Source organism: Flavobacterium eburneipallidum, assembly GCF_027111355.2.
GTDB lineage: Bacteria > Bacteroidota > Bacteroidia > Flavobacteriales > Flavobacteriaceae > Flavobacterium > Flavobacterium eburneipallidum.
The window spans coordinates 2,013,952-2,038,713 of the sequence record NZ_CP114291.2; the positions used below are offsets into that span (position 1 = coordinate 2,013,952).

26 protein-coding genes are annotated in these 24,762 nt (G+C 33.3%); 7 read left to right on the forward strand and 19 right to left on the reverse strand.

The window, feature by feature from the left end; translation table 11 throughout:
• Positions 1 to 26: 26 nt before the first annotated feature.
• The 6 genes from OZP15_RS08295 to OZP15_RS08320 form a co-directional block, all read right to left on the reverse strand.
• Positions 27 to 395 carry a DNA topoisomerase IV gene (locus tag OZP15_RS08295; RefSeq protein ID WP_269225026.1) on the reverse strand — a complete coding sequence of 123 codons (369 nt, stop codon included), beginning with the start codon at positions 393 to 395 and terminating at the stop codon, positions 27 to 29.
• Between the two features lie 79 nt (positions 396 to 474).
• Entirely contained in the window at positions 475 to 1,047 is a 573-nt protein-coding gene (locus OZP15_RS08300; RefSeq protein ID WP_269225027.1) for a pentapeptide repeat-containing protein, read from the reverse strand.
• Positions 1,047 to 1,268: a DUF6095 family protein gene (locus OZP15_RS08305; protein WP_269225028.1), complete on the reverse strand. Its 222-nt coding sequence runs from the start codon at positions 1,266 to 1,268 to the stop codon at positions 1,047 to 1,049. The genes OZP15_RS08300 and OZP15_RS08305 overlap by 1 nt, the downstream gene beginning before the upstream one ends.
• A 1-nt stretch (position 1,269) precedes the next feature.
• Positions 1,270 to 2,088, reverse strand: coding sequence for an N-acetylmuramic acid 6-phosphate etherase (gene murQ, locus OZP15_RS08310; protein ID WP_281335845.1), 819 nt, complete (start codon positions 2,086 to 2,088; stop codon positions 1,270 to 1,272).
• A gap of 46 nt (positions 2,089 to 2,134) precedes the next feature.
• Positions 2,135 to 2,803: a ZIP family metal transporter gene (locus OZP15_RS08315; protein WP_269225029.1), complete on the reverse strand. Its 669-nt coding sequence runs from the start codon at positions 2,801 to 2,803 to the stop codon at positions 2,135 to 2,137.
• A 96-nt stretch (positions 2,804 to 2,899) separates the two neighbouring features.
• On the reverse strand, positions 2,900 to 3,643 hold the full coding sequence (locus OZP15_RS08320) for a class I SAM-dependent methyltransferase (RefSeq protein ID WP_269225030.1): 744 nt from the start codon (positions 3,641 to 3,643) through the stop codon (positions 2,900 to 2,902).
• Between the two features lie 68 nt (positions 3,644 to 3,711).
• On the opposite strand from OZP15_RS08320, the gene OZP15_RS08325 reads away from it, so the two are divergent.
• Positions 3,712 to 4,917, forward strand: a complete 1,206-nt coding sequence (locus OZP15_RS08325; RefSeq protein ID WP_269225031.1) for a THUMP domain-containing class I SAM-dependent RNA methyltransferase — start codon at positions 3,712 to 3,714, stop codon at positions 4,915 to 4,917.
• 31 nt (positions 4,918 to 4,948) lie between these two features.
• A complete protein-coding gene (locus OZP15_RS08330; protein WP_281335846.1) occupies positions 4,949 to 5,185 on the forward strand; it encodes a hypothetical protein in 237 nt (78 codons plus the stop codon).
• An 80-nt stretch (positions 5,186 to 5,265) separates the two neighbouring features.
• On the opposite strand, the gene OZP15_RS08335 is transcribed toward OZP15_RS08330, so the two are convergent.
• From OZP15_RS08335 to OZP15_RS08345, 3 genes are all read right to left on the reverse strand, one after another.
• Complete coding sequence (locus tag OZP15_RS08335; protein WP_281335847.1) at positions 5,266 to 6,138, reverse strand: nucleoside phosphorylase; 873 nt, start codon at positions 6,136 to 6,138, stop codon at positions 5,266 to 5,268.
• Positions 6,139 to 6,221: 83 nt separating this feature from the next.
• Positions 6,222 to 6,551, reverse strand: a complete 330-nt coding sequence (locus OZP15_RS08340) for a translation initiation factor (RefSeq protein ID WP_269225032.1) — start codon at positions 6,549 to 6,551, stop codon at positions 6,222 to 6,224.
• 101 nt (positions 6,552 to 6,652) lie between these two features.
• Positions 6,653 to 7,603, reverse strand: a complete 951-nt coding sequence (locus OZP15_RS08345) for an isopenicillin N synthase family dioxygenase (protein ID WP_281335848.1) — start codon at positions 7,601 to 7,603, stop codon at positions 6,653 to 6,655.
• Between the two features lie 250 nt (positions 7,604 to 7,853).
• Between OZP15_RS08345 and OZP15_RS08350 the strand changes: the two genes are divergently transcribed.
• Complete coding sequence (locus OZP15_RS08350; RefSeq protein WP_269225033.1) at positions 7,854 to 8,210, forward strand: helix-turn-helix domain-containing protein; 357 nt, start codon at positions 7,854 to 7,856, stop codon at positions 8,208 to 8,210.
• A gap of 54 nt (positions 8,211 to 8,264) precedes the next feature.
• Here OZP15_RS08350 and OZP15_RS08355 read toward each other — a convergent pair whose 3' ends face one another.
• The 4 genes from OZP15_RS08355 to truA all read right to left on the reverse strand — a co-directional run bounded on the left by OZP15_RS08355 (position 8,265) and on the right by truA (position 13,521).
• Entirely contained in the window at positions 8,265 to 9,062 is a 798-nt protein-coding gene (locus OZP15_RS08355) for a hypothetical protein (RefSeq protein WP_269225034.1), read from the reverse strand.
• A 201-nt stretch (positions 9,063 to 9,263) separates the two neighbouring features.
• Complete coding sequence (lpdA, locus tag OZP15_RS08360) at positions 9,264 to 10,652, reverse strand: dihydrolipoyl dehydrogenase (RefSeq protein WP_281335849.1); 1,389 nt, start codon at positions 10,650 to 10,652, stop codon at positions 9,264 to 9,266.
• A 251-nt stretch (positions 10,653 to 10,903) separates the two neighbouring features.
• On the reverse strand, positions 10,904 to 12,658 hold the full coding sequence (locus OZP15_RS08365) for an ABC transporter ATP-binding protein (protein ID WP_281335850.1): 1,755 nt from the start codon (positions 12,656 to 12,658) through the stop codon (positions 10,904 to 10,906).
• A 128-nt stretch (positions 12,659 to 12,786) separates the two neighbouring features.
• Entirely contained in the window at positions 12,787 to 13,521 is a 735-nt protein-coding gene (gene truA / locus OZP15_RS08370; RefSeq protein WP_281335851.1) for a tRNA pseudouridine(38-40) synthase TruA, read from the reverse strand.
• Between the two features lie 212 nt (positions 13,522 to 13,733).
• Here truA and OZP15_RS08375 point away from each other — a divergent pair, with 212 nt between their 5' ends.
• Positions 13,734 to 14,228: a metallophosphoesterase family protein gene (locus tag OZP15_RS08375; RefSeq protein WP_269225035.1), complete on the forward strand. Its 495-nt coding sequence runs from the start codon at positions 13,734 to 13,736 to the stop codon at positions 14,226 to 14,228.
• A 68-nt stretch (positions 14,229 to 14,296) separates the two neighbouring features.
• Here the strand turns inward: OZP15_RS08375 and OZP15_RS08380 are convergent, their stop codons facing one another.
• The 4 genes from OZP15_RS08380 to porX form a co-directional block, all read right to left on the reverse strand.
• Entirely contained in the window at positions 14,297 to 14,671 is a 375-nt protein-coding gene (locus tag OZP15_RS08380; protein WP_269225036.1) for a DUF4258 domain-containing protein, read from the reverse strand.
• A 132-nt stretch (positions 14,672 to 14,803) separates the two neighbouring features.
• The gene (locus OZP15_RS08385; RefSeq protein ID WP_281335852.1) at positions 14,804 to 15,997 is read right to left on the reverse strand and encodes an alanine dehydrogenase; all 1,194 of its coding nucleotides are present in this window, start codon (positions 15,995 to 15,997) and stop codon (positions 14,804 to 14,806) included.
• A gap of 60 nt (positions 15,998 to 16,057) precedes the next feature.
• Entirely contained in the window at positions 16,058 to 16,465 is a 408-nt protein-coding gene (gene tsaE, locus OZP15_RS08390) for a tRNA (adenosine(37)-N6)-threonylcarbamoyltransferase complex ATPase subunit type 1 TsaE (RefSeq protein ID WP_269225037.1), read from the reverse strand.
• Positions 16,466 to 16,529: 64 nt separating this feature from the next.
• Positions 16,530 to 18,083, reverse strand: a complete 1,554-nt coding sequence (gene porX / locus OZP15_RS08395) for a T9SS response regulator signal transducer PorX (RefSeq protein WP_281335853.1) — start codon at positions 18,081 to 18,083, stop codon at positions 16,530 to 16,532.
• Between the two features lie 558 nt (positions 18,084 to 18,641).
• Between porX and OZP15_RS08400 the strand changes: the two genes are divergently transcribed.
• The 3 genes from OZP15_RS08400 (at position 18,642) to OZP15_RS08410 (ending at position 21,738) form a co-directional block, all read left to right on the forward strand.
• A complete protein-coding gene (locus tag OZP15_RS08400) occupies positions 18,642 to 18,977 on the forward strand; it encodes a hypothetical protein (RefSeq protein WP_269225038.1) in 336 nt (111 codons plus the stop codon).
• Between the two features lie 174 nt (positions 18,978 to 19,151).
• Positions 19,152 to 20,609, forward strand: coding sequence for a hypothetical protein (locus OZP15_RS08405; RefSeq protein ID WP_281335854.1), 1,458 nt, complete (start codon positions 19,152 to 19,154; stop codon positions 20,607 to 20,609).
• 286 nt (positions 20,610 to 20,895) lie between these two features.
• Complete coding sequence (locus OZP15_RS08410; protein WP_269225041.1) at positions 20,896 to 21,738, forward strand: hypothetical protein; 843 nt, start codon at positions 20,896 to 20,898, stop codon at positions 21,736 to 21,738.
• A 198-nt stretch (positions 21,739 to 21,936) separates the two neighbouring features.
• Here the strand turns inward: OZP15_RS08410 and recQ are convergent, their stop codons facing one another.
• Together recQ and OZP15_RS08420 are read right to left on the reverse strand one after the other, a co-directional pair.
• Complete coding sequence (recQ, locus tag OZP15_RS08415; RefSeq protein WP_269225042.1) at positions 21,937 to 24,048, reverse strand: DNA helicase RecQ; 2,112 nt, start codon at positions 24,046 to 24,048, stop codon at positions 21,937 to 21,939.
• 309 nt (positions 24,049 to 24,357) lie between these two features.
• Entirely contained in the window at positions 24,358 to 24,756 is a 399-nt protein-coding gene (locus tag OZP15_RS08420; RefSeq protein WP_269225043.1) for a DNA primase, read from the reverse strand.
• Between the last annotated feature and the right edge of the window lie 6 nt (positions 24,757 to 24,762).

Consider the following 24,762-nt stretch of genomic DNA (forward strand, 5'->3'; position numbering starts at 1 on the left):
TGTAAACTGCAACTGAACACTGAATACTAGAGTTTAATTGCAGTTCCACGTTGTTTTTCGTCCTGACCCACAATTCCGAATTCAAAGGTATAGGAATTCTTGGTAGTAGTCAAGATTCTAATCGAAATAGCATTTTTTTCAGCCATCGATTTTGGGTTCAATTTTCGCAAAACGTATTCGCAATCGTTAATCCAATGAACCGAAGCCGTATCGGTTTTGCCTTTATAGGTTTCGATGACTAGATTTTCAGTTCGTATTGATGTGGTTTGTTCTTTGACACCATTAATAATAATTTCGGATTTGAATTTTCCAGTTTTGAAATCCTTACAATTGCGTTCCGCTTCATAACATGATAGTAAAGACAGTAATGGAAGTAGAAGGAATATTTTTTTCATAATTAATTACTTTGTGACTATTTAAAAAATTCAACTTTGTGAACTTTGCGAAATCCTTTGTGCCCTTCGTGGTTAAACTTTATTCGATTTTAATATCATATTTATCCAATAGTCCAACAATTCCCTGTGTAGAAAATTTGGCTTTTCGCATCGGATTGAATTCGGGATCAATTTTAAAATTGGTAGCCGTTCTAAAATCGACTCCTGCTAATTGAGTGTCATTAAAAATAGCGTTGTCTAAATTACAGTTCTCAAAAGTGGAATTAGTCAAATTCGTTCCAATAAAAGAAACTTCTTTCATCGAACAGGAATGGAATTTAGTTTTCGGCATTTTCTTATTAGAAAAAGACGAATAGTCTAAAACACAATCCTGAAAACTCACGCCAAACATAAAATCGGCGCAGGCATTAAATTGAATTCCTAGTAATTTACAATTTTTGAAATCTACAGTTTTTAAACTTGTTCCGTCCAATTGCGTCATCGAAAGATTGCAGTCAATAAACTCGCAATCCATAAAAGTGTTATTAGAAAAATTACTATTCGAAAAATCACAATTTTTGAAAACGCAATCTTCAAATTCCCGATTGTTGACTTTTTTGTCAATAAAAGATACTTTTTCGAAGGTTTTATGGGTGTGTATGAGGTTTTCCATTAGTCGTTAAATAAACTTTGCATCATTGTTTTTAAACCTTTAAACATAAAATAAACCGCTGCTAAACAAACGGCAATTCCAATTCCTAAAACCAGATAATGCCAAACATTTTGCTTGTTGATGAACGCATTGTAAATCAAGGAGGGACCAATAAATAGTAAAGGCAAAGCCCAAGCTAAATATTTTATAGATTTGGATAAAAGTTCTTTGTTAGTTGCCATTTTAGAGTTTGTTATTATAAAAATCTACTGCTTTTCGAACACTTCCATATTTTGCCAATAATTCGGCGGCTTTTTCATACGAAACAGGAATTTCTCCCATAATCATTTTTACGCCACGATCTACTAGTTTGCTGTTGCTCAATTGCATATCGACCATTTTATTGCCTTTCACTTTCCCCAATTGAATCATAGTGGCTGTCGAAATCATATTGAGCACTAATTTTTGTGCCGTACCAGCTTTCATTCGAGAGCTTCCAGTAACAAATTCGGGACCAACAATGACTTCTATCGGGAATTTTGCCGTTTGCGAAAGCGGACTTCCAGCATTACACGAAATACTTCCCGTTGTAATTTTATTTTCGTTACAAGCTTTCAAACCACCAATGACATAAGGAGTTGTTCCCGAAGCAGCAATTCCAATCACAACGTCATTTTCGTTGATGTTTTGTTCTTTCAAATCAATCCAGGCTTGTTTGGCATCGTCTTCGGCATTTTCTACGGCACGGCGAATGGCATTGTCGCCTCCAGCAATTATTCCGTTCACCAAGTCAAAAGGAACGCCAAATGTTGGCGGGCATTCCGAGGCATCCACAACGCCCAAACGTCCTGAAGTTCCTGCACCAATGTAGAATAATCGTCCACCCAGTTTCATTTGGCTAACTATTTGAGCTACCAAAGTTTCAATTTGTGGCAAGGCTTTTTCTACCGCAAGAGGTACAGTTTTGTCTTCCTGATTGATATTGGACAGTAATTCTTGAACCGACATTTTTTCTAAATGTTCGTATTTCGAGGATTGTTCGGTGGTTTTAGTGAAGGTCATAAGTTTTAATTTGTATTCCTTAATATATGATTTTTAACTGCAAAATTTATATAAAATACGCCAACACCACCCCAAAAATAATCATCGAAACTTTGGCAACATTGAATTTATGTCCTTCACTGCTTTCGAAAATAATAGTTGACGAAATATGGAATAAAATCCCAATTACTACTGCAGTTATTTCCGTGTAATATTCATTTAATATTGGTAAATAATCTGAAATTATGGTTCCTAGCGGAGTCATAATAGCAAAGGTGAGCATAAAAGCAAAAATGGCTTTGGAATTCAGTTTCGCATTGACAAAGAAAACCGTCAAAATGATGGCTATCGGTAAATGATGAATGGCAATTCCAACGGCTAAATTGTGATGGTGACTTACAGGAAATCCTTCTAAAAAAGCATGGATGCAAAGGCTGATAAAAAGCAACCAAGGAATATGTTCCATTTTTTCGTGTCCGTGAACGTGTCCATGTTCGGCACCTTTGGAGAAAAATTCTAATATAATTTGGAATAAAATTCCGGCCATAATGAAAATTCCAATGTTATGATTATGACTTTCATACACTTCCGGTAACAAGTGCATCACTGTTAGCGAAAGTAAAAATGAACCACTAAAAGCCAAGAGTAATTTTAGATTACTTTTGCTTTTCGGTTTTAAAAACAAGGCAATAACATAACCTAGTAGAACTGAAAATAAGGGTAAAAGGTAATTCATTTTTTTTGTTTACTTGTTCTAATGTTTAATGTTGTTTAAAAGTTTAAAGTTGTTTGAGGGTTTAAACAATCTTAAACTTTTAAACAATTTTAAACCCTACTTGAATATCATAATTAATCGTTCGCTTTCGGTTTTGTGAAATTTTTTTAATTTGTAATCTCCAAAAATATCCAGCAAATAAATTCCAGCTTCTTCCATCATTTCTTCAAAATCCTTGAGGGTTAATGCTTTAACTTTTTCGGTAAAATTGTATTTCTCGCCTTGATCTTCAAAATCGATTTCTTTGAAAATATGTCCATCTTTTACATAACGTTTGATGTGGAAATCAATGTCATCAACCGTTTTTACTTCTTCAGGAACCAAATTATTGATTACTTGATTGACGTTCATAAAGTCGATTACGGCAAAACCATGTTCGGTTAAGCTTTCTTGCATCGCTTTTAAAGTCGTTAGATTGTCTTCGTCATTTTCGAAATAACCAAAACTGGTAAACAAATTGAAAATAGCATCAAATTTATCTTCGAAAGAATCTCGCATATCATGAACTTGAAAATGGAGGTTCTTATTTTGGTTTTTATTGGCTTCGGCAATACTATTTTCAGACAAATCCGCACCAATAACATCGAAGCCTAATTGATTCAGGTAAATAGCGTGTCGCCCTTTGCCACAGCATAAATCCAGCACTTTTGCTTTTTCGGGAAGGTTCAAATAATGGGTTAAATTGTCCATGAAAATCTGTGCTTCTCTATAATTTCTTTCTTTATAAAGGATGTGGTAATATGGGGTGTCAAACCAAGAGGCGAACCAATTTTTTGTTGATGGTTGTTGGGAATTCGGCATTTATTCTTTTTCTATTAATTCAAGTCTGCAAATTTAGTGTATTTTTGCACCGAATACTTGATTTTACAATGGAAAATAATTTTAGAATGATTGCCAAAACCTTTTTTGGTTTTGAAGAAATACTGGCAGAGGAGTTGAAAAAGCTAGGCGCACAAGAGGTCGAGCAGGGGGTGAGAATGGTTAGTTTCAAAGGAGATAAGGGGTTTATGTACAAAGCCAATTTGTCTTTGAGAACAGCTTTGAAAATTCTGAAACCTATTTATTCTTTTAAGGCAACCAATGAACAAGCTTTGTACAAAGGTGTTTCTGGAATAAACTGGTCAAAATATCTGAACGCTAATCAGACTTTTGTGATTGATGCTACAGTACATTCTACGAATTTTAATCATACTGAATTTGTTTCCCAGAAATGTAAAGATGCAATCGTGGATCAGTTTCGCGAAAGAACAGGACAACGTCCAAGCATTGAGAAAATTCATCCTGATTTAAGAATTAATATTCATATTGACAAAGATCAGGTTTCGGTAGCATTAGATACTTCCGGAAATTCTTTGCACCAGCGTGGTTATCGATTGGCAACGAATATTGCTCCAATTAACGAAGTATTGGCAGCAGGAATTCTGTTGCTTTCAGGTTGGGATGGTCAAACGGATTTCTTGGATCCGATGTGTGGTTCGGGAACTTTCTTGGCAGAAGCAGCGATGATTGCTTGTAATATTCCGGCAAACATCAACCGTAAAGAATTTGCTTTCGAAAAATGGAAAGATTGGGACAATGATTTATTCGACCAAATTATGGATTCTTTGTTGAAAAAAGTTCGTGAGTTTCATCACACCATAAAAGGCTATGATAAAGCACCATCGGCTGTTCAAAAAGCGAAAGACAATATCAGAAATGCTAATTTGGATGAATACATCACTATCGAAGAAAGAAACTTTTTTGATACCGAAAAAACATCAGAAGGAAAATTACACATTGTATTTAATCCACCTTATGATGAGCGATTGGATATTCACATGGAACAATTCTACAAGAATATTGGCGATACTTTGAAGAAAAATTATCCAGGAACAAATGCCTGGTTTATCACAGGAAATTTGGAAGCTTTGAAGTTTGTAGGCCTAAAACCTTCTCGAAAAATCAAACTTTTCAATGCTAGTATCGAAGCCAGATTAGTGAAATACGAAATGTATGAAGGAAGTAAGAGGACGAAGTTTGCTTCGCCTGTTCGCCTTGAAGGCTCGGGTCAGACTACAGACGATAATGTTCAGTAATCCTATTTCAGAAATTTAAACACATAAAAAAATGACAAAATTACAAACTCGCGCTTTTCTATACCAATTGGGTTGTTTTGCAGTATTATTTATCTCTTTCCGATTTTTAATATATACTTTTACTAACCTCACAGGCTTTTGGGCACCAACAACAGCTTTTGTTATAGGTACCATTTTGTCTCCTATATTTCGGGCAATGAAGACTAAAGAAGGGGAGAAACTTTTTATGTCTTGGCTATTTATAAAGGGAGTTAGAGAAATTGGATAATAGAAAAACGGCTTAAAAAAGTAAATTTTTTAAGCCGTTTTTTTATTCCAATAAATCGATTTATTTCTATTTACTAGATTTTATTCATAGCTGACTAATTTTCCCAAAGCATACGCAATCAATTCATCAACAGCTTTGTATGGATCTTCACTAAAAGTTCCCGAAGCACGATTAGCAATAATGGCATTTAGCGATAAGCAATTATGTCCTAATAATTTTCCTAAACCATAAATGGCCGTGGTTTCCATTTCGAGGTTGGTAATTTTGTTGCTTTCAAAACTGAAGTTATCCATTTTAGAATTCAAGTTTTCATCTTGAATATTCAAACGCAAAACACGTCCTTGTGGGCCATAAAATCCGCCAGTAGTGGCAGTAATTCCTTTGTGAATTTGATTGCTTTCCAATCTTTTTTCTAGTTTTTCGGAACAGGCAATAGCATAAGGTCTACCTTTTCGAATATCCCAATTGGTGTGTTGGACAAAAGCATCTTCCATTGCAACATTCGTAATTTTATCAATCAAATAGGAGCGGAGCATATTGTCTAAACCCAATCCAAATTTTGACATCACAAAACTATCTACAGGAATATCGGCTTGTAAAGAACCCGAAGTTCCAATTCGGATAATATTTAAGGAAGTTAGTTTTTCTTTTGGTGTTCTGGTTTTCAAATCAATATTGACCAAAGCATCCAATTCGTTCATCACAATATCAATATTGTCTGGACCAATTCCAGTTGACATTACGGTAATTCTTTTGCCTTTAAAAATTCCAGTTTGGGTTTTGAATTCTCTTTTTTGAGTCGAAAATTCAATACTGTCAAAGAATTGCGTGATTTTTTCGACACGGTTTTGGTCGCCTACAAAAATAATATCGTGCGCAATATGTTCCGGAAGTAAGTTCAAATGATAGACGCTACCATCGGGATTGAGTATCAGTTCTGATGATTGTATCATTTGAGAATTTGTTTAAAATTGTTTAAGGTTTGAAAATTTAATCTTTTTTTACTCAATACTGCTTCTGAACACTGCCAACTATTTTATCCTCCTACGCGTTTTACTTTAAAGCCTTTGTCTTTCAGTATTTGCATAATCTTATCCCGATAATCGCCTTGAATGATAATCGAATCATCTTTGAAAGTACCGCCAACGCTCAATTTGGTTTTAATTTCTTTGGCAAGAATTTTAAAATCTTCGTCGCTTCCTTCATAACCTTCAATTATGGTGGTGGCTTTTCCTTTTCGTTTTTCGAATTTGCAAATCATCGGCTCTTTTTGAATAAAAAGTACGTGTTCTTCCTCTTGAATTGCTTCGGGTTCTGATGCTATATGATCTGGAAATAAGTTTTTTAGTTGATCTTGTAAGTCCATATATTTTTTATGCTAAAAAATAAATTCCAAAATTTTTAAATAGCAAATTCCAAAATGGGTTATTGGAATTTGGTATTTCAAATTTGGAATTTACCTTGTTTTTATTTTTTAATTAATCCCAATTCCACCAATCGTTCATACAAGAAATCTCCTGCCGTGATGTCATCATATTTCTTTGGATTTTCGGCATCGATGCAATTTTCCAAACAATCTAATTTCATGTCGCTTACTGGATGCATAAAAAACGGAATCGAATAGCGAGAAGTTCCCCATAATTCCCTTGGTGGATTGACTACTTGGTGAATGGTCGATTTCAATTTATTGTTGGTGTGACGTGATAACATATCGCCCACATTAATTACCAATTCGTCTGGTTGAGCAATGGCATCAATCCATTCGCCATCGTGATTTTGAACTTGCAAACCACGCCCTTGAGCACCCATCAAAAGGGTAATCAAATTGATATCACCGTGAGCTGCAGCACGAATGGCATTTTCAGGTTCAGAAGTTATGGGCGGATAATGAATCGGTCTCAAAATAGAGTTTCCATCTTTGGCATATTTATCAAAATAAAATTCATCTAAACCAAGGTGCAATGCCAAAGCTCTCAACACATAAACTCCTGTTTTTTCAAGCATTTGGTAGGCTTCTTTTCCAACACTATTAAAACGGGGTAATTCTTTTACTTCCACATTATCGGGATATTCCGAAGCGTATTTGGAGTCTTTGTCAACGTATTGACCAAAGTGCCAAAACTCTTTCAAATCGCCTTCTTTTCGGCCTTTGGCGTGTTCTTTTCCAAAAGATACATAACCTCTTTGACCGCCAAGTCCAGGAATTTCGTAGCCATGTTTGGTTTCTAATGGCAAAGCGAAAAAGTTTCTGATTTCGCCATACAATTCATCAACTAATTGATTGTCTAAAAAATGCCCTTTTAAGGCTACAAAGCCAATATCTTCAAAGGCACTTCCGATTTCATTTACAAATTTTTGTTTGCGTTTCGGGTCATCCGAAAGGAAATCACGCAAGTCAACACTGGGAATGTTTTGCATAGTATTATTTTTTTAAAACTGGAAAAAGTTATCGCTTCCTTCACAAATGTAGAAAAATAATTCTAATAAAAGGTTGGGATTTTAGGGCATTTGAGTTTAAAATTTTTGACCATAAATTACACTAATTAGCGCAAATTGTTTTTTAGAATAGTAGTTTTCAAAGTCTTTAATTCAAAACTAATAAAGTTTGCAAATTGAAAACTTTATATGCACTTTTGATGTTTCAATATTATGTTAAAAATGTACAACGATGAACTGGAAAGTATTAAAAACCGAAGAAGAATATAATAAAGCTTCTATGCGATTGATGGAAATATTCCACGCTCAACTAAATACTGTTGAAAGCGATGAGTTGGATTTATTATTGGTTTTGGTAAAAGATTATGATGACAAACATTATCAACTTTCTGAATTAGATGCTCTAGAAGTAATTAAATATAAAATGCAGGAAATGGGTATGAAAGCCAAAGACCTTGAACCTATAATTGGTAGCAAAGGACACGTTTCTGCTATTCTTTCTGGCAAGCGTGAAATCACTTTGAAAATGGCACAAAAACTAAAGAATTATTTTAGCATTCCAGCAGAAGTTTTTTTGCATAGTACTTAATAATGGGGTTTGCTTTTGTTGTTAAGGATATTTTTAATAGTTTAAGAGGAATAATTATTTCATTGTAACTGATTTCCATTCTATAACAATTTCTCCATTTGCTCGCCTGTCAGAAATTTCCAAAAATTTGAATTTGTTTTTAGAAATTTTTTTATACATCTTGTTAAAATCTTTAAAGGCATCATATTTACCATTATTGATGAAGAATAAAAAATCATCAACTAATTCCCATTTATCATTTTTCAAAGTCCAAATCTTAAATACTTTGAAATTACTAGCACACGATGAGTTAAATTCTGCAATTTCATTTCCTCCATCTTCATCAATATCTCCAATACTGAAAATGCCTTCAATATGACAACAATTGGATTCAGTTAGTATTCTTGGAATTTTATTATTGGTAAAATAGTAGGATTGACCTTCTTCACACCAGCCTAAACTAGGTAAAATAAAGACAAAATCATTTTTACCATCGCCATTTAAGTCCCCTAAATTTTTAAACTCTTTTTTGGTTTTTTTATCGGCTTCAAGTGTATATTCATAAAAGTCTTCCTTTTTCATTATGGTCGGAAAACATTCTTTTTTTGAATTCTCTAATTCGTATCGTGAAAGATCTAATTTAAATTTTCCTTCAAGAATAGAATCGTTTATGAATTGAATGTCATTTGACAGTATTGAATTTTTAGGTTTATTGATTTTTATTTTTTCGAGTTGTTCCTCATAGGAAAGTTTTTTACTAGAATTAGGTTTGGAAACGATTTTTTTATCAGCTTTTTTTATTTCTGTTTTCTCAACGTCATTTTTACAAGCCCATATACTAAAGAATAGAATTAAAAAGATAAGGTTTCTCATTTTTATTTTTTTATGTAATTAGCCATAAATTGATACAAGTCAGTTTATTTTCCACGGATTTTATGTTATGAAATACTTTAGTATTCATTAAACTAATATATAAAAAAAGCTTTACAAATTATACTTCAAGTTATAAACACAAAAAAAATCCGCTTTGCTTTCACAAAACGGATTTCTATAATAAGTCTAAATATTCAAATGTTACAAGTGAATCACTTCGCCATAAGCATCAGCAACTGCTTCCATAACCGCTTCACTCATTGTTGGGTGAGGGTGGATAGATTTAAGGATTTCGTGACCAGTAGTTTCTAGCTTACGAGCTACAACTGCTTCAGCAATCATATCCGTAACACCAGCACCAATCATGTGGCAACCTAACCATTCTCCGTATTTAGCATCAAAAATTACTTTTACAAAACCATCAGAATTTCCAGAAGCTTGTGCTTTTCCAGAAGCCGAGAACGGAAATTTACCCACTTTAATTTCGTATCCTAATTCTAAAGCTTTCTTTTCAGTCAAACCTACAGAAGCGATTTCAGGAGTAGCATACGTACAACCCGGAACGTTTCCGTAATCGATTGGATCCACATGAAGACCAGCAATTTTCTCTACACAGTTAATTCCTTCAGCAGAAGCAACGTGTGCCAAAGCCTGACCAGGAGTAACATCACCAATAGCGTAATATCCTGGGATATTAGTTTGGTTGTAAGCGTTTACTATGATTTTATCTCTATCAACAACAATTCCTACTTCTTCCAATCCGATGTTTTCGATGTTGGTTTTGATTCCAACCGCCGACAATAAGATGTCAGCTTCCAAAACTTCTTCTCCTTTAGCTGTTTTCACGAAAGCTTTAACGCCATTTCCTGAAGTGTCAATTCTTTCTACAGAAGAATTTACCATTACATTGATTCCTGCTTTTTTCAACGATTTTTCAAATTGTTTTGAAATATCTTCGTCCTCAACAGGCACTACGTTTGGCATAAATTCTACAATAGTAACTTCTGTTCCCATAGAGTTATAGAAATGTGCAAACTCCACTCCAATTGCTCCGGAACCTACAACAATCATCTTTTTAGGTTGAGTAGGCAAAGACATTGCTTGTCTGTATCCAATTACTTTTACACCATCTTGTGGCAAGTTTGGCAACTCACGAGAACGAGCACCAGTAGCAATAATGATGTGGTCAGCAGAATATTCAGTAACTTTTCCGTCCTTATCCGTAACGTCAATTTTTTTACCTGGTTTTACTTTTCCAAAACCATTGATAACGTCAATTTTATTTTTTTTCATCAAGAAAGTAACTCCTTTGCTCATTCCAGCAGCCACATTACGACTACGTTGAATCACAGCAGGAAAATCTTTATCAAACGATGAAACAGTCAATCCATAATCAGAAGCGTGCTTTAAGTAATCAAAAACCTGTGCCGATTTTAACAATGCTTTCGTAGGGATGCAACCCCAGTTTAAACAAATTCCACCAAGGTTTTCTTTTTCGATTACGGCAACTTTAAAGCCTAATTGCGATGCTCTAATGGCAGTTACATATCCACCTGGGCCACTTCCTAAAACTATAATATCGTATTTCATTTTTTTGTATTTATTTTTTTAGTTGTAAAAATGCAGTTGCAAAAGCTCTTGTCATTTTTGTATGTGTTTTCTAATTAATTTCAGTCTGCGAATTTAAGGAATTTATTTTATTAGAAGGAAGATTCCGCTTTAAAAGTTTAATACGTTGTCAATCAAAATTGTTAGAAATTTTACTAAAAGTAATTAGTAATTAGCTGTTAGTTATTGGCATTAAAAGCTAATTACTAATCACTAATGGCTAATTACTACTATTAATACTCCACAGCAAACTGCGAATCATACAGGTTTTTATAATAACCGCCGTCTTTGATAACTAATTCCTGATGCGTTCCTTGCTCTACAATCAGTCCTTTATCCATTACCACAATTTTATCTGCATTGATAATAGTAGCCAATCGGTGTGCAATTACTATAGAAGTTCTTCCTTTCGTAATCGTTTCAGTAGCTTTCTGAATCAATTCTTCCGAATACGTATCGATAGAAGAAGTCGCTTCGTCTAAAATCAAAATACTTGGATTGCTCACATAAGCTCGCAAAAAAGCAATCAATTGACGCTGTCCGGACGAAAGCATTACACCACGTTCTTTCACATCAAAATCATAATTGTCAGGCAAACTCATAATGAATTTGTGAACGCCAATTTTTTTGGCAGCAGCCAAAACTTCCTCACGAGAAATAGTAGGGTTGTTCAGTGTGATGTTGTTGTAAATGGTATCGGCAAAAAGAAAAACGTCCTGCAACACCACTGCAATTTGTTTGCGCAACGAACTCAACGTATAGTTTTCGATATTGTGGTCATCAATAGCAATCGTTCCGCTATTGATTTCATAAAAACGGTTTAGCAAGTTGATAATCGTTGATTTTCCAGCTCCTGTAGAACCTACAATCGCAATGGTTTCGCCTGCCTTTACATCCAAATCAATGCCTTTTATCACATATTCCTCGGCGATATAACCAAAATGAACGTCTTTGAATTGAATATTTCCTTTAAAAATTGGTGCTTCTACTGTTCCTGTATCCTGAATTTGGTCTTGTGTATCTAAAATGTCAAAAACACGATTGGCAGCAATCATCCCCAATTGCATCTCGTTGAATTTATCCGCAATTTGACGCAACGGATTGAACAACATTCCGATAAACATGGTGTAAGCCGTCATTTGACCTAAAGTGGTAAAGGTGTCTCCGTTTATAATTTGCATTCCGCCATAAAACACAATAAAACCAAGTGTTAATGAAGAAATAATATCGGCAATAGGGAAGAAGATGGAGTTGTATAAAATGGTTTTTATCCAAGCTTTGTTGTGTTTTCCGTTAATTTCTTTGAATTTTTCGGCTTCAATATCTTCCCGATTGAACAATTGAACAATCTTCATTCCCGTAACTCGTTCTTGCACGAAAGAATTCATATTAGCAATTTGAGTTCGAACTTCTTCAAAAGCGATTTGCATTTTCTTTTGGAATATTCGGGTAAAGAAAACCAATATTGGCATTGCTAAAACGACAATCAATGAAAGTTCCCAATTCATCCAAAACATGATGATTAGACACACAATCATTTTCATGACATCACTAGCAATCATAAACAAACCTTGGCTAAAAATTTTAGCAATTTGTTCAATGTCTGAAACGGATCTTGTTACTAACTGTCCAACAGGTACGTGGTCAAAATACTTAATTCTAAAACTCAACATGTGTTTGAAGAGTTTCGTTCGAATGTCTTTTACAATATCTTGTCCCAGCCAATTCGCCCAATACACAAAGAAAAATTGGAAAATTACCTCTAACAACAAAGTAATTCCCATTAAGGTTACATATAATAATAAACCGTAATTGTCTTTGGGTTTAATGTAAGTGTCCACAGTTCCTTGTAGGATTAAAGGACGTAAAGCGGCAAATAATGACAAGAAAACAGCGAATGCAATCACGCTATTGAATCGCCATTGGTATGGTTTAGTGTATTTTAATATTCTTTTAAATACTGTTGTGTCAAATACTTTTGCTTTCATAATTCAGATTGCAGATTTTAGATTTTAGATTTCAGATTTTTTAAAATTTGAAATTGAAACTGTTTACTGCTTTATAATCATTTCTATAATCTATTCTCTTGGTTCTTTGCTCTATTTTCTTTTCTCTTCTAAAAATAATCGTAATCAATTTGGGTCAAATACAAACCGTGTGCGGGAACTGAAAATCCAGCTTTTTCTCGATTTTTACTCTTAATAATTTCATTGAAATCGTCTAATGTAATTTTATGTAAACCAACGTTTACCAATGTTCCAACAATAGCTCGAACCATATTTCGCAGAAATCGATTGGCTGAAATGGTGAATATTATTTTATTGTTTTTTTGGATCCAATGTGCCTCAAAAATAGTGCAATCAAAAGTATTAACATCGGTATTTACTTTCGAAAAACATTGAAAATCTATATGGTCGAACAATAATTTTGAAGCTTCATTCATTAAATCCAAATCCAGTTTTTGGTGGAAATACCAGCTTCCGTCTTGTAGAAAAGCATCCTTAAATGGATTAATATGATATTCATACGTTCTTTTTGTAGCATCAAAACGGGCATGAGCTTCGTCATGAACGGGAATAATGTCATAAACCACAATGTCTTTGGGTAAATACGAATTGAGTTTGTGGATAATGTTTTTGCTTTCGAACGGTTTTTCAATATCAAAATGCGCATACATTTCGGTGGCGTGAACACCCGTATCGGTTCGTCCTGCTCCCATGAGATTAATTTCTTTATTCAACACAACCGAAACTGCTTTGTTTAGCGTTTCCTGTACAGACGAAGCGTTGGGTTGGTACTGCCATCCATGATAATTAGTTCCGTTGTATGCTAGTTTTATAAAATACCTCAATTCAGATTTCAGAATTTAGATTTCAGACTTCAGATTATGCTGAATGAAATCGAATTTATACATTTTGAAGGACAAATTTACAAAGATTTAAGTTTACTATACCTTTAAAGTTTTCCCAAAACTGAAATTAAAAAGCGTTAAACTTTGATCTTAAATAATAACTTTGTGAAAAAAAAACTTTGCGCTTTTGCATCATTTCGGTTAAATTAAATATGAAAAAAATCCTCCTGCTTTCTGACACACACAGTCATATTGATGATACGATTCTTAAATATGTGACACAAGCTGATGAAGTTTGGCATGCTGGCGATATTGGTGATTTAGTCGTGACCGATACTATAAAGAAATTGAAACCCTTGCGTTGCGTTTACGGGAATATAGATGATGATAAGGCTCGAATGGAATTCCCATTGCACAATCGTTTTATGTGCGAAGGCGTGGATGTTTGGATTACACATATTGGCGGTTATCCCGGAAAATACAATCCTAATATTAAAGCTGAAATGATAGCAAATCCTCCAAAATTATTCATTTGTGGGCATTCGCATATTCTAAAAGTAATTTTCGATAAGAAACATAATCTGCTGCACATGAATCCAGGAGCGGCAGGAAAAAGCGGATTTCATCAAATGCGAACAATGTTGCGATTTGTAATTGAAGGTGATAAAATCAAAGATTTGGAGATAATAGAAATAGGCAAAAAGTAATTTAGTGGTAGTATTCAGTAAAAAAACTCATCAAGTTCTTGATGAGTTTTTTAGGAGTAAATGAAATTTTATTTCTTGATAATATCTTGTAAAACAGCTTTTTCAGAGTAGTTAACTACTTTGAGTGTGATTTGTTGATTTTTTGTGGTTTTACCATCAATTGTATATAATTTTCCGCTTCCTACTTTTACATTACTTTTGTCAAAATCTACATCGCCAAATTTCAAACAGTTTTTAATATCGCTGGTATCAATCCATTTTTCGGCTAATATTTGTGATGCTTTATCAGAATAATGAAAAGGTTTGTTTCTTAAGTCATTTAAAACTCTGGCATTTGGAAAATAATTGCAACGCGTGTCTTTTCCGCTATATACGGCGGCCACAAAAAAGCAACCCATTACTAATCCAACTAAATAATAAGCAAAACGGTGAGCAAATTTCATAAATGTAAAAATATATTTGTTGTAGGGTATTTATGACATCGCCTTTATCTATTGGTATTTGTTTAAAATAAAACCTTTTTTCTTGGCGATTTCATGAAACGAAATTTTCGGCAAAGATAACGGAAAGTTTCTTTAAAAAACGATTAAATTAATATCACTTGTAGGTAAATTAAACCAATCGCCTATGGCTTTGTTCGTCAAAATTCCGTGGTACAAATAAACACCATTTTTTAAACCATTGTTGCATCTGATAGCACTCTCTAATCCACCATCTTCGGCAATTTGTAACAAGTAAGGAGTGAGGATATTACTGATTGAAAGTGAAGCTGTTTTAGAATATCTTGAAGGAATATTCGGCACGCAATAATGTAAAACGTTATTTTTTATAAAAGTAGGTTTCTCGTGAGTTGTTACTTCTGATGTTTCGAAGCAACCGCCGGTATCAATACTAACATCAACAATTACAGCTCCTTTTTTCATGTGTTCGACCATAGTTTCGGTTACGATAACGGGGCAACGTTCTTTGCCACGCATGGCTCCAATGGCAACATCGCATCTTCGAAGTGCTTTCAATAAAGATTTAGGTTGAATGGTCGAAGTGAAAATGCGCTGTGGCAAATGGTTTTGCAACCGTCTTAATTTAGTGATTGAATTATCAAAAACTTTTACATTGGCCCCCAAGCCAATAGCCGTTTTTGCAGCAAATTCTCCAACAGTTCCTGCACCAAGAATAACCACATCAGTAGGAGGAACCCCAGTGATATTGCCAAATAACAATCCTTTACCAAATTCATTGGTAATCATCAATTCGGCAGCGATTAAAATAGAAGCTGTTCCAGCAATTTCGCTCAAGGATTTTACAGCAGGATAAGTACCGTCTTCGTCTTTTATGTATTCAAATGCTAGAGCAGTGATTTTCTTTTTGGCCAAAGCCAAAAAATAATCTTTACTTCTGGTTTTTATTTGGATAGCTGAAATAATAATTGATTCGGGATTAATCATTTCTATTTCTGCTAAACTGGCTGGTTCTACTTTTAGTATTATGGGACAACTAAAAACTTTTTTGGTATCGTTTGTAATTTCAGCACCCGCATTGGCGTATTCTTTATCCGAATAACTCGAACTTTCTCCCGCTCCAGCCTCGATCATTACTCGATGTCCTTGATAAGTTAATGAATTTACAGCATCAGGAGTAAGACAAATTCGGCGTTCTTGATGACTGGTCTCTTTTGGTAGTCCAATAAAAAGTTCGCTTTTGTGTCTGGCAATTTCAAGTTTTTCTTCTTGAGGAAGTAACTGTTGCTTTGTAAATGGAGTTATCGACATGGATCTGTGAAATTAATGATACAATTTACGGAAAAAGTTTTAGGAGAATAATAGGTTATATTAAATTAATTCTAATGAACGATTTCCGTCAGCAAGCAAAGTTATGGAAATTGTTGAATGTGCTTCAGGAATTAAGCTCGGAATTTTTTCTGCCCATTCGATAAAACACCAATTCCCTGAATACAAATACTCGTCAGCTCCCATATCCAAGGCTTCAATTTCATTTTTTAGTCTATAAAAATCAAAATGATAAACGGTTTGATTATCATTGGTTTGGTATTCGTTAACTAAAGAAAAAGTAGGACTGCTGGTAACATCATTTATTCCTATATTTTTTGCCAAAAATTTTATCAAAGTCGTTTTTCCAACGCCCATTTCTCCGTGAAATAGGATTACTTTATTCGGATTTTGCGCTAAAATTTGTTGCGCAACATCATTAATTTCGTTTAATGAAAAGGTGATTTCCATATTTTTAGTGTTCAGTGTTCAGTCTTCAGTGTTCGTGTTTCTGCAAACTGATCACTGAATACTATTATTTAGGGTTAAATATCAAAAACGGAATAATCATCTCTTCTAATGAAATCCCTCCGTGCTGATAGGTGTTTTTATAATAACTCACATAATGATTGTAGTTGTTGACATAAGCCAAGAACAAATCATTTTTTGCAAAAATATAAGAACTACTCATATTTATGGCTGGTAAACCAATATTTTTTGGTTCTTTCACCGCATAAACATCTTTTTGTTCATAAGTTAAACTACGTCCAGTTTTGTAACGTAAATTCAAACTGGTGTTTTTATCACCAATTACTTTCGACGGATTTTTTACGTTTATGGTTCCGTGGTCTGTGGTCAGAATCAACTTGAAACCCAGTTTTTGAGCCTGCTGAATAATTTCTAAAAGTGGCGAATTTTTGAACCAACTTAAGGTTAAGGAACGATAGGCTTTATCATCTGAAGCGAGTTCTTTGACAACATCCATTTCGGTTTTGGCGTGCGAAAGCATATCTACAAAATTGTAAACTACTGTAACCAAATCATTGGATTTTAAAGATTTGAAATTTTCGGCTAGTTTTTTTCCACCAGCAAGATTGGTTATTTTGAAATAATCTTCTTTAATATTCAATCCTAATCGTTTGATTTGAGCTGTTAAAAATTCAGCTTCAAATAAATTTTTTCCACCTTCTTCAGGATCATTTTTCCAATATTGAGGAAACTGTTTTTCCATATCCAATGGCGTTAAACCAGAGAAAATGGCATTTCTAGCATATTGTGTCGCCGTTGGTAAAATCGAATAATAAGGTACTTCTTTTTCTAATTTGTAGTGATTTCCAACAACGCTTTCAAAAACTTTCCATTGGTCGTAGCGTAAATTATCAATCACAACAAATAAAATAGGCTTGTCTTTTTTCTTCAATTCAGGAACTACTAGTTCTTTGAACAATGTATGTGATTGAATTGGTTTATCTGCTTTTGGTGCGAACCAATCTTCATAATTTCGTTCGATGAATTTTCCGAATTGCGAGTTGGCTTCTACTTTTTGAGATTCTAGAATTTCTATCATTGCTTGATCGTCAATGTTTTCGAGTTCCAATTCCCAGAAAATCAATTTTTTGTACAATTCAACCCAATCTTCATAAGAATTTACCATCGCCATTTCCATCGAAATTTTGCGAAATTCTTTCTGATAATCCAAAGTCGTTTTTTGTGAAATCAATCTGGAATGATCTAGATTTTTCTTCAAACTCAACAAAATCTGATTTGGGTTTACTGGTTTTATCAAATAATCGGCAATTTTAGAACCAATGGCTTCCTCCATGATATATTCTTCCTCGCTTTTGGTAATCATAATCATCGGAATAGACGATTTTTTTTCCTTCATTTCCGAAAGGGTTTCCAAACCGCTCATTCCGGGCATATTTTCGTCCAGAAAAACAATGTCAAAATTGTTTTCTTCAAAAATATCAATGGCGTCACGCCCGTTATTGCAGGTAGTTACGCTATAATTTTTCTTTTCTAGAAATAAAATGTGGGGTTTCAAATAATCGATTTCATCATCAACCCAAAGTATTTTTATCTTGTCCATAATCGCTATATAATGTATTCAAAAATAATCATTCTTGTTGCCAAATTACTTTATTTATAATGAGAATTGATTATTTGTTCGATATTTTAATACTTTTTTAAGGTATTAAGTTAAAATGGAATTTAGATTTTTATTGTGGTATGCCAAATGTTATTAAGTTAATGATTAAGAAGACCTTGGAAAGGTCAAATGTTTATAGCAACAATATTCGATTTTCATATTGACCCCAGCGGGTTTGTATGTTTTCCTAAATAATGCAACCCCGCTGGGGTTGGTGTTGCGTGGTATTTTGGTTGCTATAAATATTGAAATCCGCTGGATTTCCACGCAAAAGAAGATAAACTGTCAAATTTTTAACACCTTTTTATAAGTAGGAAAAATAAATAGTTGTTTTAATGGTTTGTAGGAATTATTTAATATATTTGGGAAGAAAATAAAGCGAAACAAACTTTTGCCAACCTGCACGATTTTGGGTGTATATACGAAGTTTTGTTTTGCCTGCATATAAGTGGTCACCCAACCAAAAAGACCAAAACCAATAAAATATAACCAATAAAAATGAATAAGCACGAAGTTGATTTAAACAGAGTTCAATTTTATTCTATAGAAGATATGGCAGGTAGTCACCAACTTGCAAAAGGAGAAAATATATTAAGAAATGAAATACTCTCAAATTATACCGATATTAACGATATTTTAGAACTTTACAATATAAAAAAATACATTGATAATGAATTATATTTAAAAGGTTGGACACAAGAAGATATTATAAACTTCAAACAGAAAGTTATTGAATATGGTAAAATCATAGGACGATTTATGTCTAATATAAATGATACAAATATTACTAATTTATATAATAGCACTTTAAGAGAATATACTAAATCATTTTAGGAATTAGTTAGTAACCAAACAGTATTCAAGAGAATATCAAAAATTAATTTTAGAGATTTACTCGCAAACGAACCAAACTTAATACACAATATACTAACTCATAAAAGCATAGTAGAACATTACAATGTCGAATTAAAAAACTTCCTATTAACTTATTCTCAATCTGCTGAAATATTGCTTTCTATTTATGAAATCAAGGAAAATTTTAATAAAAAAAATGAGAAGTTTATCCCTAAAAGTTTAACTGTTGAGGATAAAGAAAATATTATCTCAAATTATTTAGATTCTAGTGATGTTAATTATAACTATATTAAATTAATACAAAATGTAAGAAATCGAAACGATTTCAAAATTACAGACAAAACAAGGCTTAAAGCAAAACGCTTACACAAAAGTGAGACAGAAAAATTTTTCGCAGAGAAAAGTGGAATGAAATATGGCGTTTCTATTGTTTTTGAAGAAAACACTACAAAAATAAAAGATGGGTTTATTGATGATAATTTAGTTGCAAACTACAAATATAGTATTGATTACATAAAACAAAACGACAATCCACATTCACTATTTCAGAATTTCAGAATTTTATTTGAATATCTTGATATTCAGCACAGAATAAATCTTGTGAACAAGAAAAATGAGATGGGAGTATTTGAAAGAATTATGGGCGTTCATTCACAAAATGAATACAGAGTTAGCACAGCATTTAACTTATTAGAAATGACCTCACATATTCAAATTGTAGCTTACAACAAAGTAATTAGCGATTTAGAAAACTCTTTAGAAAATATTTTGCACCACGTTTTTACTTCATCGTTTCAAGAAAAATATGAGTTTGCAGACAATGCTCGTTTTTCAATTCCTTCAGCTATATCATATTCTGAAAAAGTACGATTATTAGCCCCTGAATTTGAATCAGTATTAAAACAATTCAAACTCTTTGTTGAAGATGGGATTGTTGATTTTGAGCTTTTACAAATATCATCTTCTCCAACTACGATAAAAGACATTCCAAGCTTAAATCAAAACAAGTACATTTACTTTAATGAAGACAATAAAGAAATGGTTGGATGCTCAAATTTATTTTTCTCTGACCAAACACTTCTTGCTTTTGTTGACCCATTCAAAGAAAAAAAATATCATAATTTTTTTGATTTACTTCAAAACGAAAAAGTAAAATTCAGTAATTATGAAAAACATCAAAAACCTCAATTAAATTATCTTATAGACAGAGGATTTATCTTTATAGACATTGATGATTTTATACAAATAAAAAATCCTGAAAGAGTAATAATATTAAAAGATCTGTACGATAATGAGGTTGCTTCATTATATCGTTACTCATCGAATTTTAGACAAGAAGTTCAACAAATGAAAATTGAAAATATTGTTATCATTGAAAGCTCATTATTTTCAAAACCTGAACAAGCATATTTCAATTATTTTCTCAATAAAAGTGAATTTACCAATGGTTTAGATCTAAGAAATAGTTACTTACATGGCACACAAGCAAACCCAGAGGAATTACAGAAACACGAATATGCTTATTTTACGTACTTAAAATTATTATTTTTAACATTATTAAAAATAGAAGATGACTTGATTATTGCAAAAGCGATAAAAAATAGAGTATAAATGGACTATCGGAATTGCGGAGCCATAAACACCAACAATCCAATGAAATCTCAAACCAAATCTATAACATAAGCTCATCAAAATGAACAAATTTCTAACCCCGCTCCTCAAAGTCTCCGACTTTGAGGAAGTGTTCGTCAGTCTATGACTGACATAAAATTCAATCCAAAACAATGTCGGTTGAAAACCGAAAATCACTACCTCAAAGTCGGAGACTTTGCGGAGCTATAAACACCAATAATACTAATAAAATCTCAAAGCGAATCTATAACATAAGCTCATCAAAATGCACAAATCCCTAACCCTCATTTTTACTCTTTTTACTTTAAGTGTTTTGGCACAAAAAAATCCAACAAAAGAAGCTGAACCCATTGTGGCGGAAGGAAAATTGCTCTACAAATCTGAAATGGCTTCTTGGTATGGAACGGATTTGTTCTTGGAAAAATACAAAGACAGGCAGAATATTGGAGGCTATTTTTCGTATGTTGAAAAGGAGGTTTCTAAATGTATTTTCTTTTCTAAATCTGATAATCCAATGGTGATTGGAACTATTTCTTTTGATGAAACCTACAATGTTAAGACAGCAAAAATAGATTCAACCGAAAGATTCTTTACCAAAAATGAAAACGACATTTACGAAATCAGGAAGTTGGCATTGGATGAAATTAATGCGGACAAAGAGTTGTTCAAACAATATGAAAACTCCAACTTGAACTTGATTCCCTTGATTGTAGGAAAGGAAAAGAAGGTTTACGTTTTGACGGGACCCAATAAAAATGGAGTGGTGCTGTTTGGAAACGACTATTTGCTGACTTTTGATAAAAACAATAAGTTGCTGATTAAAAAGCAACTTCACAAAAATTTGATTCCAATTACTTATGGCGGAAAGGAAGAAGAAGGAATACAAATTGAGGGAGCAATGCACAGTCATTTGCCAGAAACAGGCGATTTTATAACCGCTACGGACATTTGTACATTAATGCTTTATCAGAAATTTGCTAAATGGAAAACGCATCAAGTAATTTCTGAAAAATATGTAAACATTTGGGATTGCAAAACGAATGAATTGGTTGTATTGACAAAAGAAGTAGTTGAAAAGATAACTAAAGATCAAGAAAAAAATAAATAATATAAATCAGAAAATTATTAATTATTTGTAAGAATAATTTATATATTTGAAAAAAAGTTTTCAACTCTTGGTGGTTGTTTTCTTTGTTTAACAAATAAGTGTAATTAATAAAATGCTATGGAAATATTAGATAATTTAGACTAATATTTATTGCCTCGCTTTTTTTAGCGCTTTATTCCTCATATAGAGAGAGTAGTGTTATTTTAATTCTGTATTTCTCTCAATAATAGCTAAACCAATTCTAATTTTATCATACCCCATTTGCTCTTCAAAATAATCGAAGTAGGGTTTTAAAGCATTTGGAGATTCTAATTTAATTTTAGCCGATGCAATTTTTGAAATTTCTTCGGCAGTGATATAGGTATTAAAATCTATAGGATAGCCATCAATGTATAATTTGGCTAAATGTGAAGTTATCGTGCTGAAGCCTAAACTTCTTTTAATAGCAATTTCTTCAGCAGACAATCCACTTTGATACATTTCTAAAGTTGTCACATAAGTACTTCCTTCTTTTTTGGCTCTAACGGTTTTGTTTTTTTGAAATTCGATGATAGCTTTTATAAATGCATCGCCATATTTCTCTAATTTTGCTTTTCCAACTCCGTCAATGTTGAGGAATTCTTCATCACTCATGGGTCTTTCGGCTTCGAGTTGTCTTAAGGTGGCATCATTAAAAATAATGTAGGCAGGAACTTCTTCTTCTTTGGCAATTTCCGAACGCAACTTTCTTAAGGTTTCAAAAAGTGAATTAGCAGCTGTTTTAATGCTTCGTTCTTTAGTTTCGATCTTTTCTTTACTGATTTTTTGTACCGCTGTCAATTGTACTTTTTGACCTTCAAACAAAACTTTCTTGGCAAAAGGAGTTAATTTTATTTTATTTTGCTGATGAAAAGCAATCTCGCAATAGCCTAAATTAATCAGTTGAATAAGGTATTGGTTCCAGTCATACCAAGAAATATCGGCGCCAACAGCGTATGTTTTTAAATTCTGGTAGCTTTTATCAAAAATGGAAGCGTTTTTTGAACCTCTCAAAAAGTCAACAATCACGGGTAATGCTTCCGATTCCTGCAAGCGAATTATAGCCGATAACGCTTTTTGGGCAATGATGGTTCCATCAAAAAAAGCGGGAGGATTTTTGCAAATATCACAATTGCCACAATTTTCGGTAACCAATTCGCCAAAATAAGAAAGCAAAATTTTCCTGCGACAGCTCAACGCATCAGCATATTGTTTCATTCGTTCCAGTTTTGCCAGTTGTACCTCGGCATTCAAACCTTCGGAAGCAAATTTTTGCAACTGAATCATATCGCCATAACTTTCGAATAAAACAGTTTCCGATGGCAAACCATCCCGACCAGCTCGTCCAATTTCTTGGTAATAACCTTCAATATTTTTAGGCAAATTATAATGAATTACCCAGCGAACATTCGATTTGTCAATTCCCATTCCGAAAGCAATCGTGGCACAAACCACTTGGCAATCATCGTTTATAAATTCATCTTGAGTTTTAGAACGAATCTCATTCGATAGACCAGCGTGATAGGCTTTGGCATTAATTCCTATTTTTTGCAATTTTTCAGCAAGCTCTTCTGTAGTTTTACGACTCAAACAATAGACAATACCGCATTCGTTAGGTTTGTCTTTTATGAAATCGATAATTTGTTTTACTCGATCCAAAGCGGGACGAACTTCAAGGCTTAAATTTTTTCTATCGAATGAAGCAACAAATGTTTTTGGGTTGACCAAATTCAATTGTTCCGTAATATCCGTTCGGGTGGCTTTACCGGCAGTTGCCGTCAATGCCAGAATTGGAGTAGAAGGGAAGCGATTTTTTAGATAACCCAAATTGGTGTAAGCCGGTCGAAAATCGTGACCCCAAGCCGAAATGCAATGTGCTTCGTCAATGGCAATTAAACTTACGGTGATTTGACTAAAAGCATTTTCGAGATAGGACAAACTCTCTGGAGCTACATAAACCAACTTAACTTTATTTTCTATCAAGTTTTGAATATGTAATTGTTGTTCTTCGTTAGATTGACTACTGTTTATAAAACAGGCAGCAATTCCGTTGGCTTTCAAACTATCGACCTGATCTTTCATCAACGCAATTAATGGAGAAATCACAATAGTAATTCCAGACAGTACTAAAGCAGGAAGTTGAAAACAAATGGATTTTCCTCCGCCTGTTGGCATGATAGCTAAAGTGTCTTGTCCAGAAAGAACGCAATTAATAATGTCTTCTTGATTGGGTCTGAATTTTTCGAACCCAAAATTCTCTTTGAGTGTGGCGTGTAAATTGGTTGTTGTCATTTGGCGTATATTTTTTGTGAGTTCTAAAAATTAGGATTTACTGGCTTTTGTATGGAAACAAACTTGACATAAATTTAAACCACATAGAATTGATTTTAAAATTATTAAAGAAGAGCGTCATAGAAAATACTTTTTTCACATAGTAACTATGTAAACTATGTAAAATTCAAGATTTCTAAAATTGAATCTATGTTGCTACAATAAAAACTATGTGGTTGAAAACTTTTACAGCATTTCCAGCAAAACCAAAAATAATAAAAAAAGGAACTCCATTAGGAGTTCCTTGTAGTATTTTATCTCGAAAAACTATTATTCTTCGTCTTCATCTTCCTCATCTTCAGGAATCTCGTTTTCATCAGCGTCGTCATCGTCGTCGTCGTCGTCTCCAGAAACATCATCATCTTTGTATTCTGGTTTATCGTCCTCGTCATCAGAAGCCTCATCGTCATCTATAGCAATATCTGCGATTGGTTCGATTTCGATTTCATCATCTTCATCATAATTTTCGATTCTATCAGCCAGTTTAGTACTGATTTTTACTAAATAAATAGTGTCCTCCGTACGAACTTCTACTGCTTCGATTAATTCGTTTTTGGCATTTCTAAAACGAATCACATCTGAATCATCATAACCGTCAGGAAATTTTTCGACAAGAAGGTTTAAAATTTCGTTAGTTAGTTTGGCGTAGTCAACAATTACTCTTTTCATATATAT

What these genes read in the sequence shown, in the direction of transcription:
- murQ (WP_281335845.1), bottom strand. Translation starts at nt 2,088, where the DNA reads ATGACCTTCACTAAAACCACCGAACAATCCTCGAAATACGAACATTTA.
- tsaE (WP_269225037.1), bottom strand. Translation starts at nt 16,465, where the DNA reads ATGGAAATCACCTTTTCATTAAACGAAATTAATGATGTTGCGCAACAA.
- OZP15_RS08355 (WP_269225034.1), bottom strand. Translation starts at nt 9,062, where the DNA reads ATGAGAAACCTTATCTTTTTAATTCTATTCTTTAGTATATGGGCTTGT.
- OZP15_RS08305 (WP_269225028.1), bottom strand. Translation starts at nt 1,268, where the DNA reads ATGGCAACTAACAAAGAACTTTTATCCAAATCTATAAAATATTTAGCT.
- OZP15_RS08330 (WP_281335846.1), top strand. Translation starts at nt 4,949, where the DNA reads ATGACAAAATTACAAACTCGCGCTTTTCTATACCAATTGGGTTGTTTT.
- OZP15_RS08315 (WP_269225029.1), bottom strand. Translation starts at nt 2,803, where the DNA reads ATGAATTACCTTTTACCCTTATTTTCAGTTCTACTAGGTTATGTTATT.
- OZP15_RS08380 (WP_269225036.1), bottom strand. Translation starts at nt 14,671, where the DNA reads ATGAAATTTGCTCACCGTTTTGCTTATTATTTAGTTGGATTAGTAATG.
- OZP15_RS08410 (WP_269225041.1), top strand. Translation starts at nt 20,896, where the DNA reads ATGCACAAATCCCTAACCCTCATTTTTACTCTTTTTACTTTAAGTGTT.
- porX (WP_281335853.1), bottom strand. Translation starts at nt 18,083, where the DNA reads ATGGACAAGATAAAAATACTTTGGGTTGATGATGAAATCGATTATTTG.
- lpdA (WP_281335849.1), bottom strand. Translation starts at nt 10,652, where the DNA reads ATGAAATACGATATTATAGTTTTAGGAAGTGGCCCAGGTGGATATGTA.
- recQ (WP_269225042.1), bottom strand. Translation starts at nt 24,048, where the DNA reads ATGACAACAACCAATTTACACGCCACACTCAAAGAGAATTTTGGGTTC.
- OZP15_RS08300 (WP_269225027.1), bottom strand. Translation starts at nt 1,047, where the DNA reads ATGGAAAACCTCATACACACCCATAAAACCTTCGAAAAAGTATCTTTT.
- OZP15_RS08345 (WP_281335848.1), bottom strand. Translation starts at nt 7,603, where the DNA reads ATGCAAAACATTCCCAGTGTTGACTTGCGTGATTTCCTTTCGGATGAC.
- OZP15_RS08420 (WP_269225043.1), bottom strand. Translation starts at nt 24,756, where the DNA reads ATGAAAAGAGTAATTGTTGACTACGCCAAACTAACTAACGAAATTTTA.
- OZP15_RS08375 (WP_269225035.1), top strand. Translation starts at nt 13,734, where the DNA reads ATGAAAAAAATCCTCCTGCTTTCTGACACACACAGTCATATTGATGAT.
- OZP15_RS08400 (WP_269225038.1), top strand. Translation starts at nt 18,642, where the DNA reads ATGAATAAGCACGAAGTTGATTTAAACAGAGTTCAATTTTATTCTATA.
- OZP15_RS08350 (WP_269225033.1), top strand. Translation starts at nt 7,854, where the DNA reads ATGAACTGGAAAGTATTAAAAACCGAAGAAGAATATAATAAAGCTTCT.
- OZP15_RS08325 (WP_269225031.1), top strand. Translation starts at nt 3,712, where the DNA reads ATGGAAAATAATTTTAGAATGATTGCCAAAACCTTTTTTGGTTTTGAA.
- OZP15_RS08320 (WP_269225030.1), bottom strand. Translation starts at nt 3,643, where the DNA reads ATGCCGAATTCCCAACAACCATCAACAAAAAATTGGTTCGCCTCTTGG.
- OZP15_RS08295 (WP_269225026.1), bottom strand. Translation starts at nt 395, where the DNA reads ATGAAAAAAATATTCCTTCTACTTCCATTACTGTCTTTACTATCATGT.
- OZP15_RS08385 (WP_281335852.1), bottom strand. Translation starts at nt 15,997, where the DNA reads ATGTCGATAACTCCATTTACAAAGCAACAGTTACTTCCTCAAGAAGAA.
- OZP15_RS08335 (WP_281335847.1), bottom strand. Translation starts at nt 6,138, where the DNA reads ATGATACAATCATCAGAACTGATACTCAATCCCGATGGTAGCGTCTAT.
- OZP15_RS08365 (WP_281335850.1), bottom strand. Translation starts at nt 12,658, where the DNA reads ATGAAAGCAAAAGTATTTGACACAACAGTATTTAAAAGAATATTAAAA.
- OZP15_RS08340 (WP_269225032.1), bottom strand. Translation starts at nt 6,551, where the DNA reads ATGGACTTACAAGATCAACTAAAAAACTTATTTCCAGATCATATAGCA.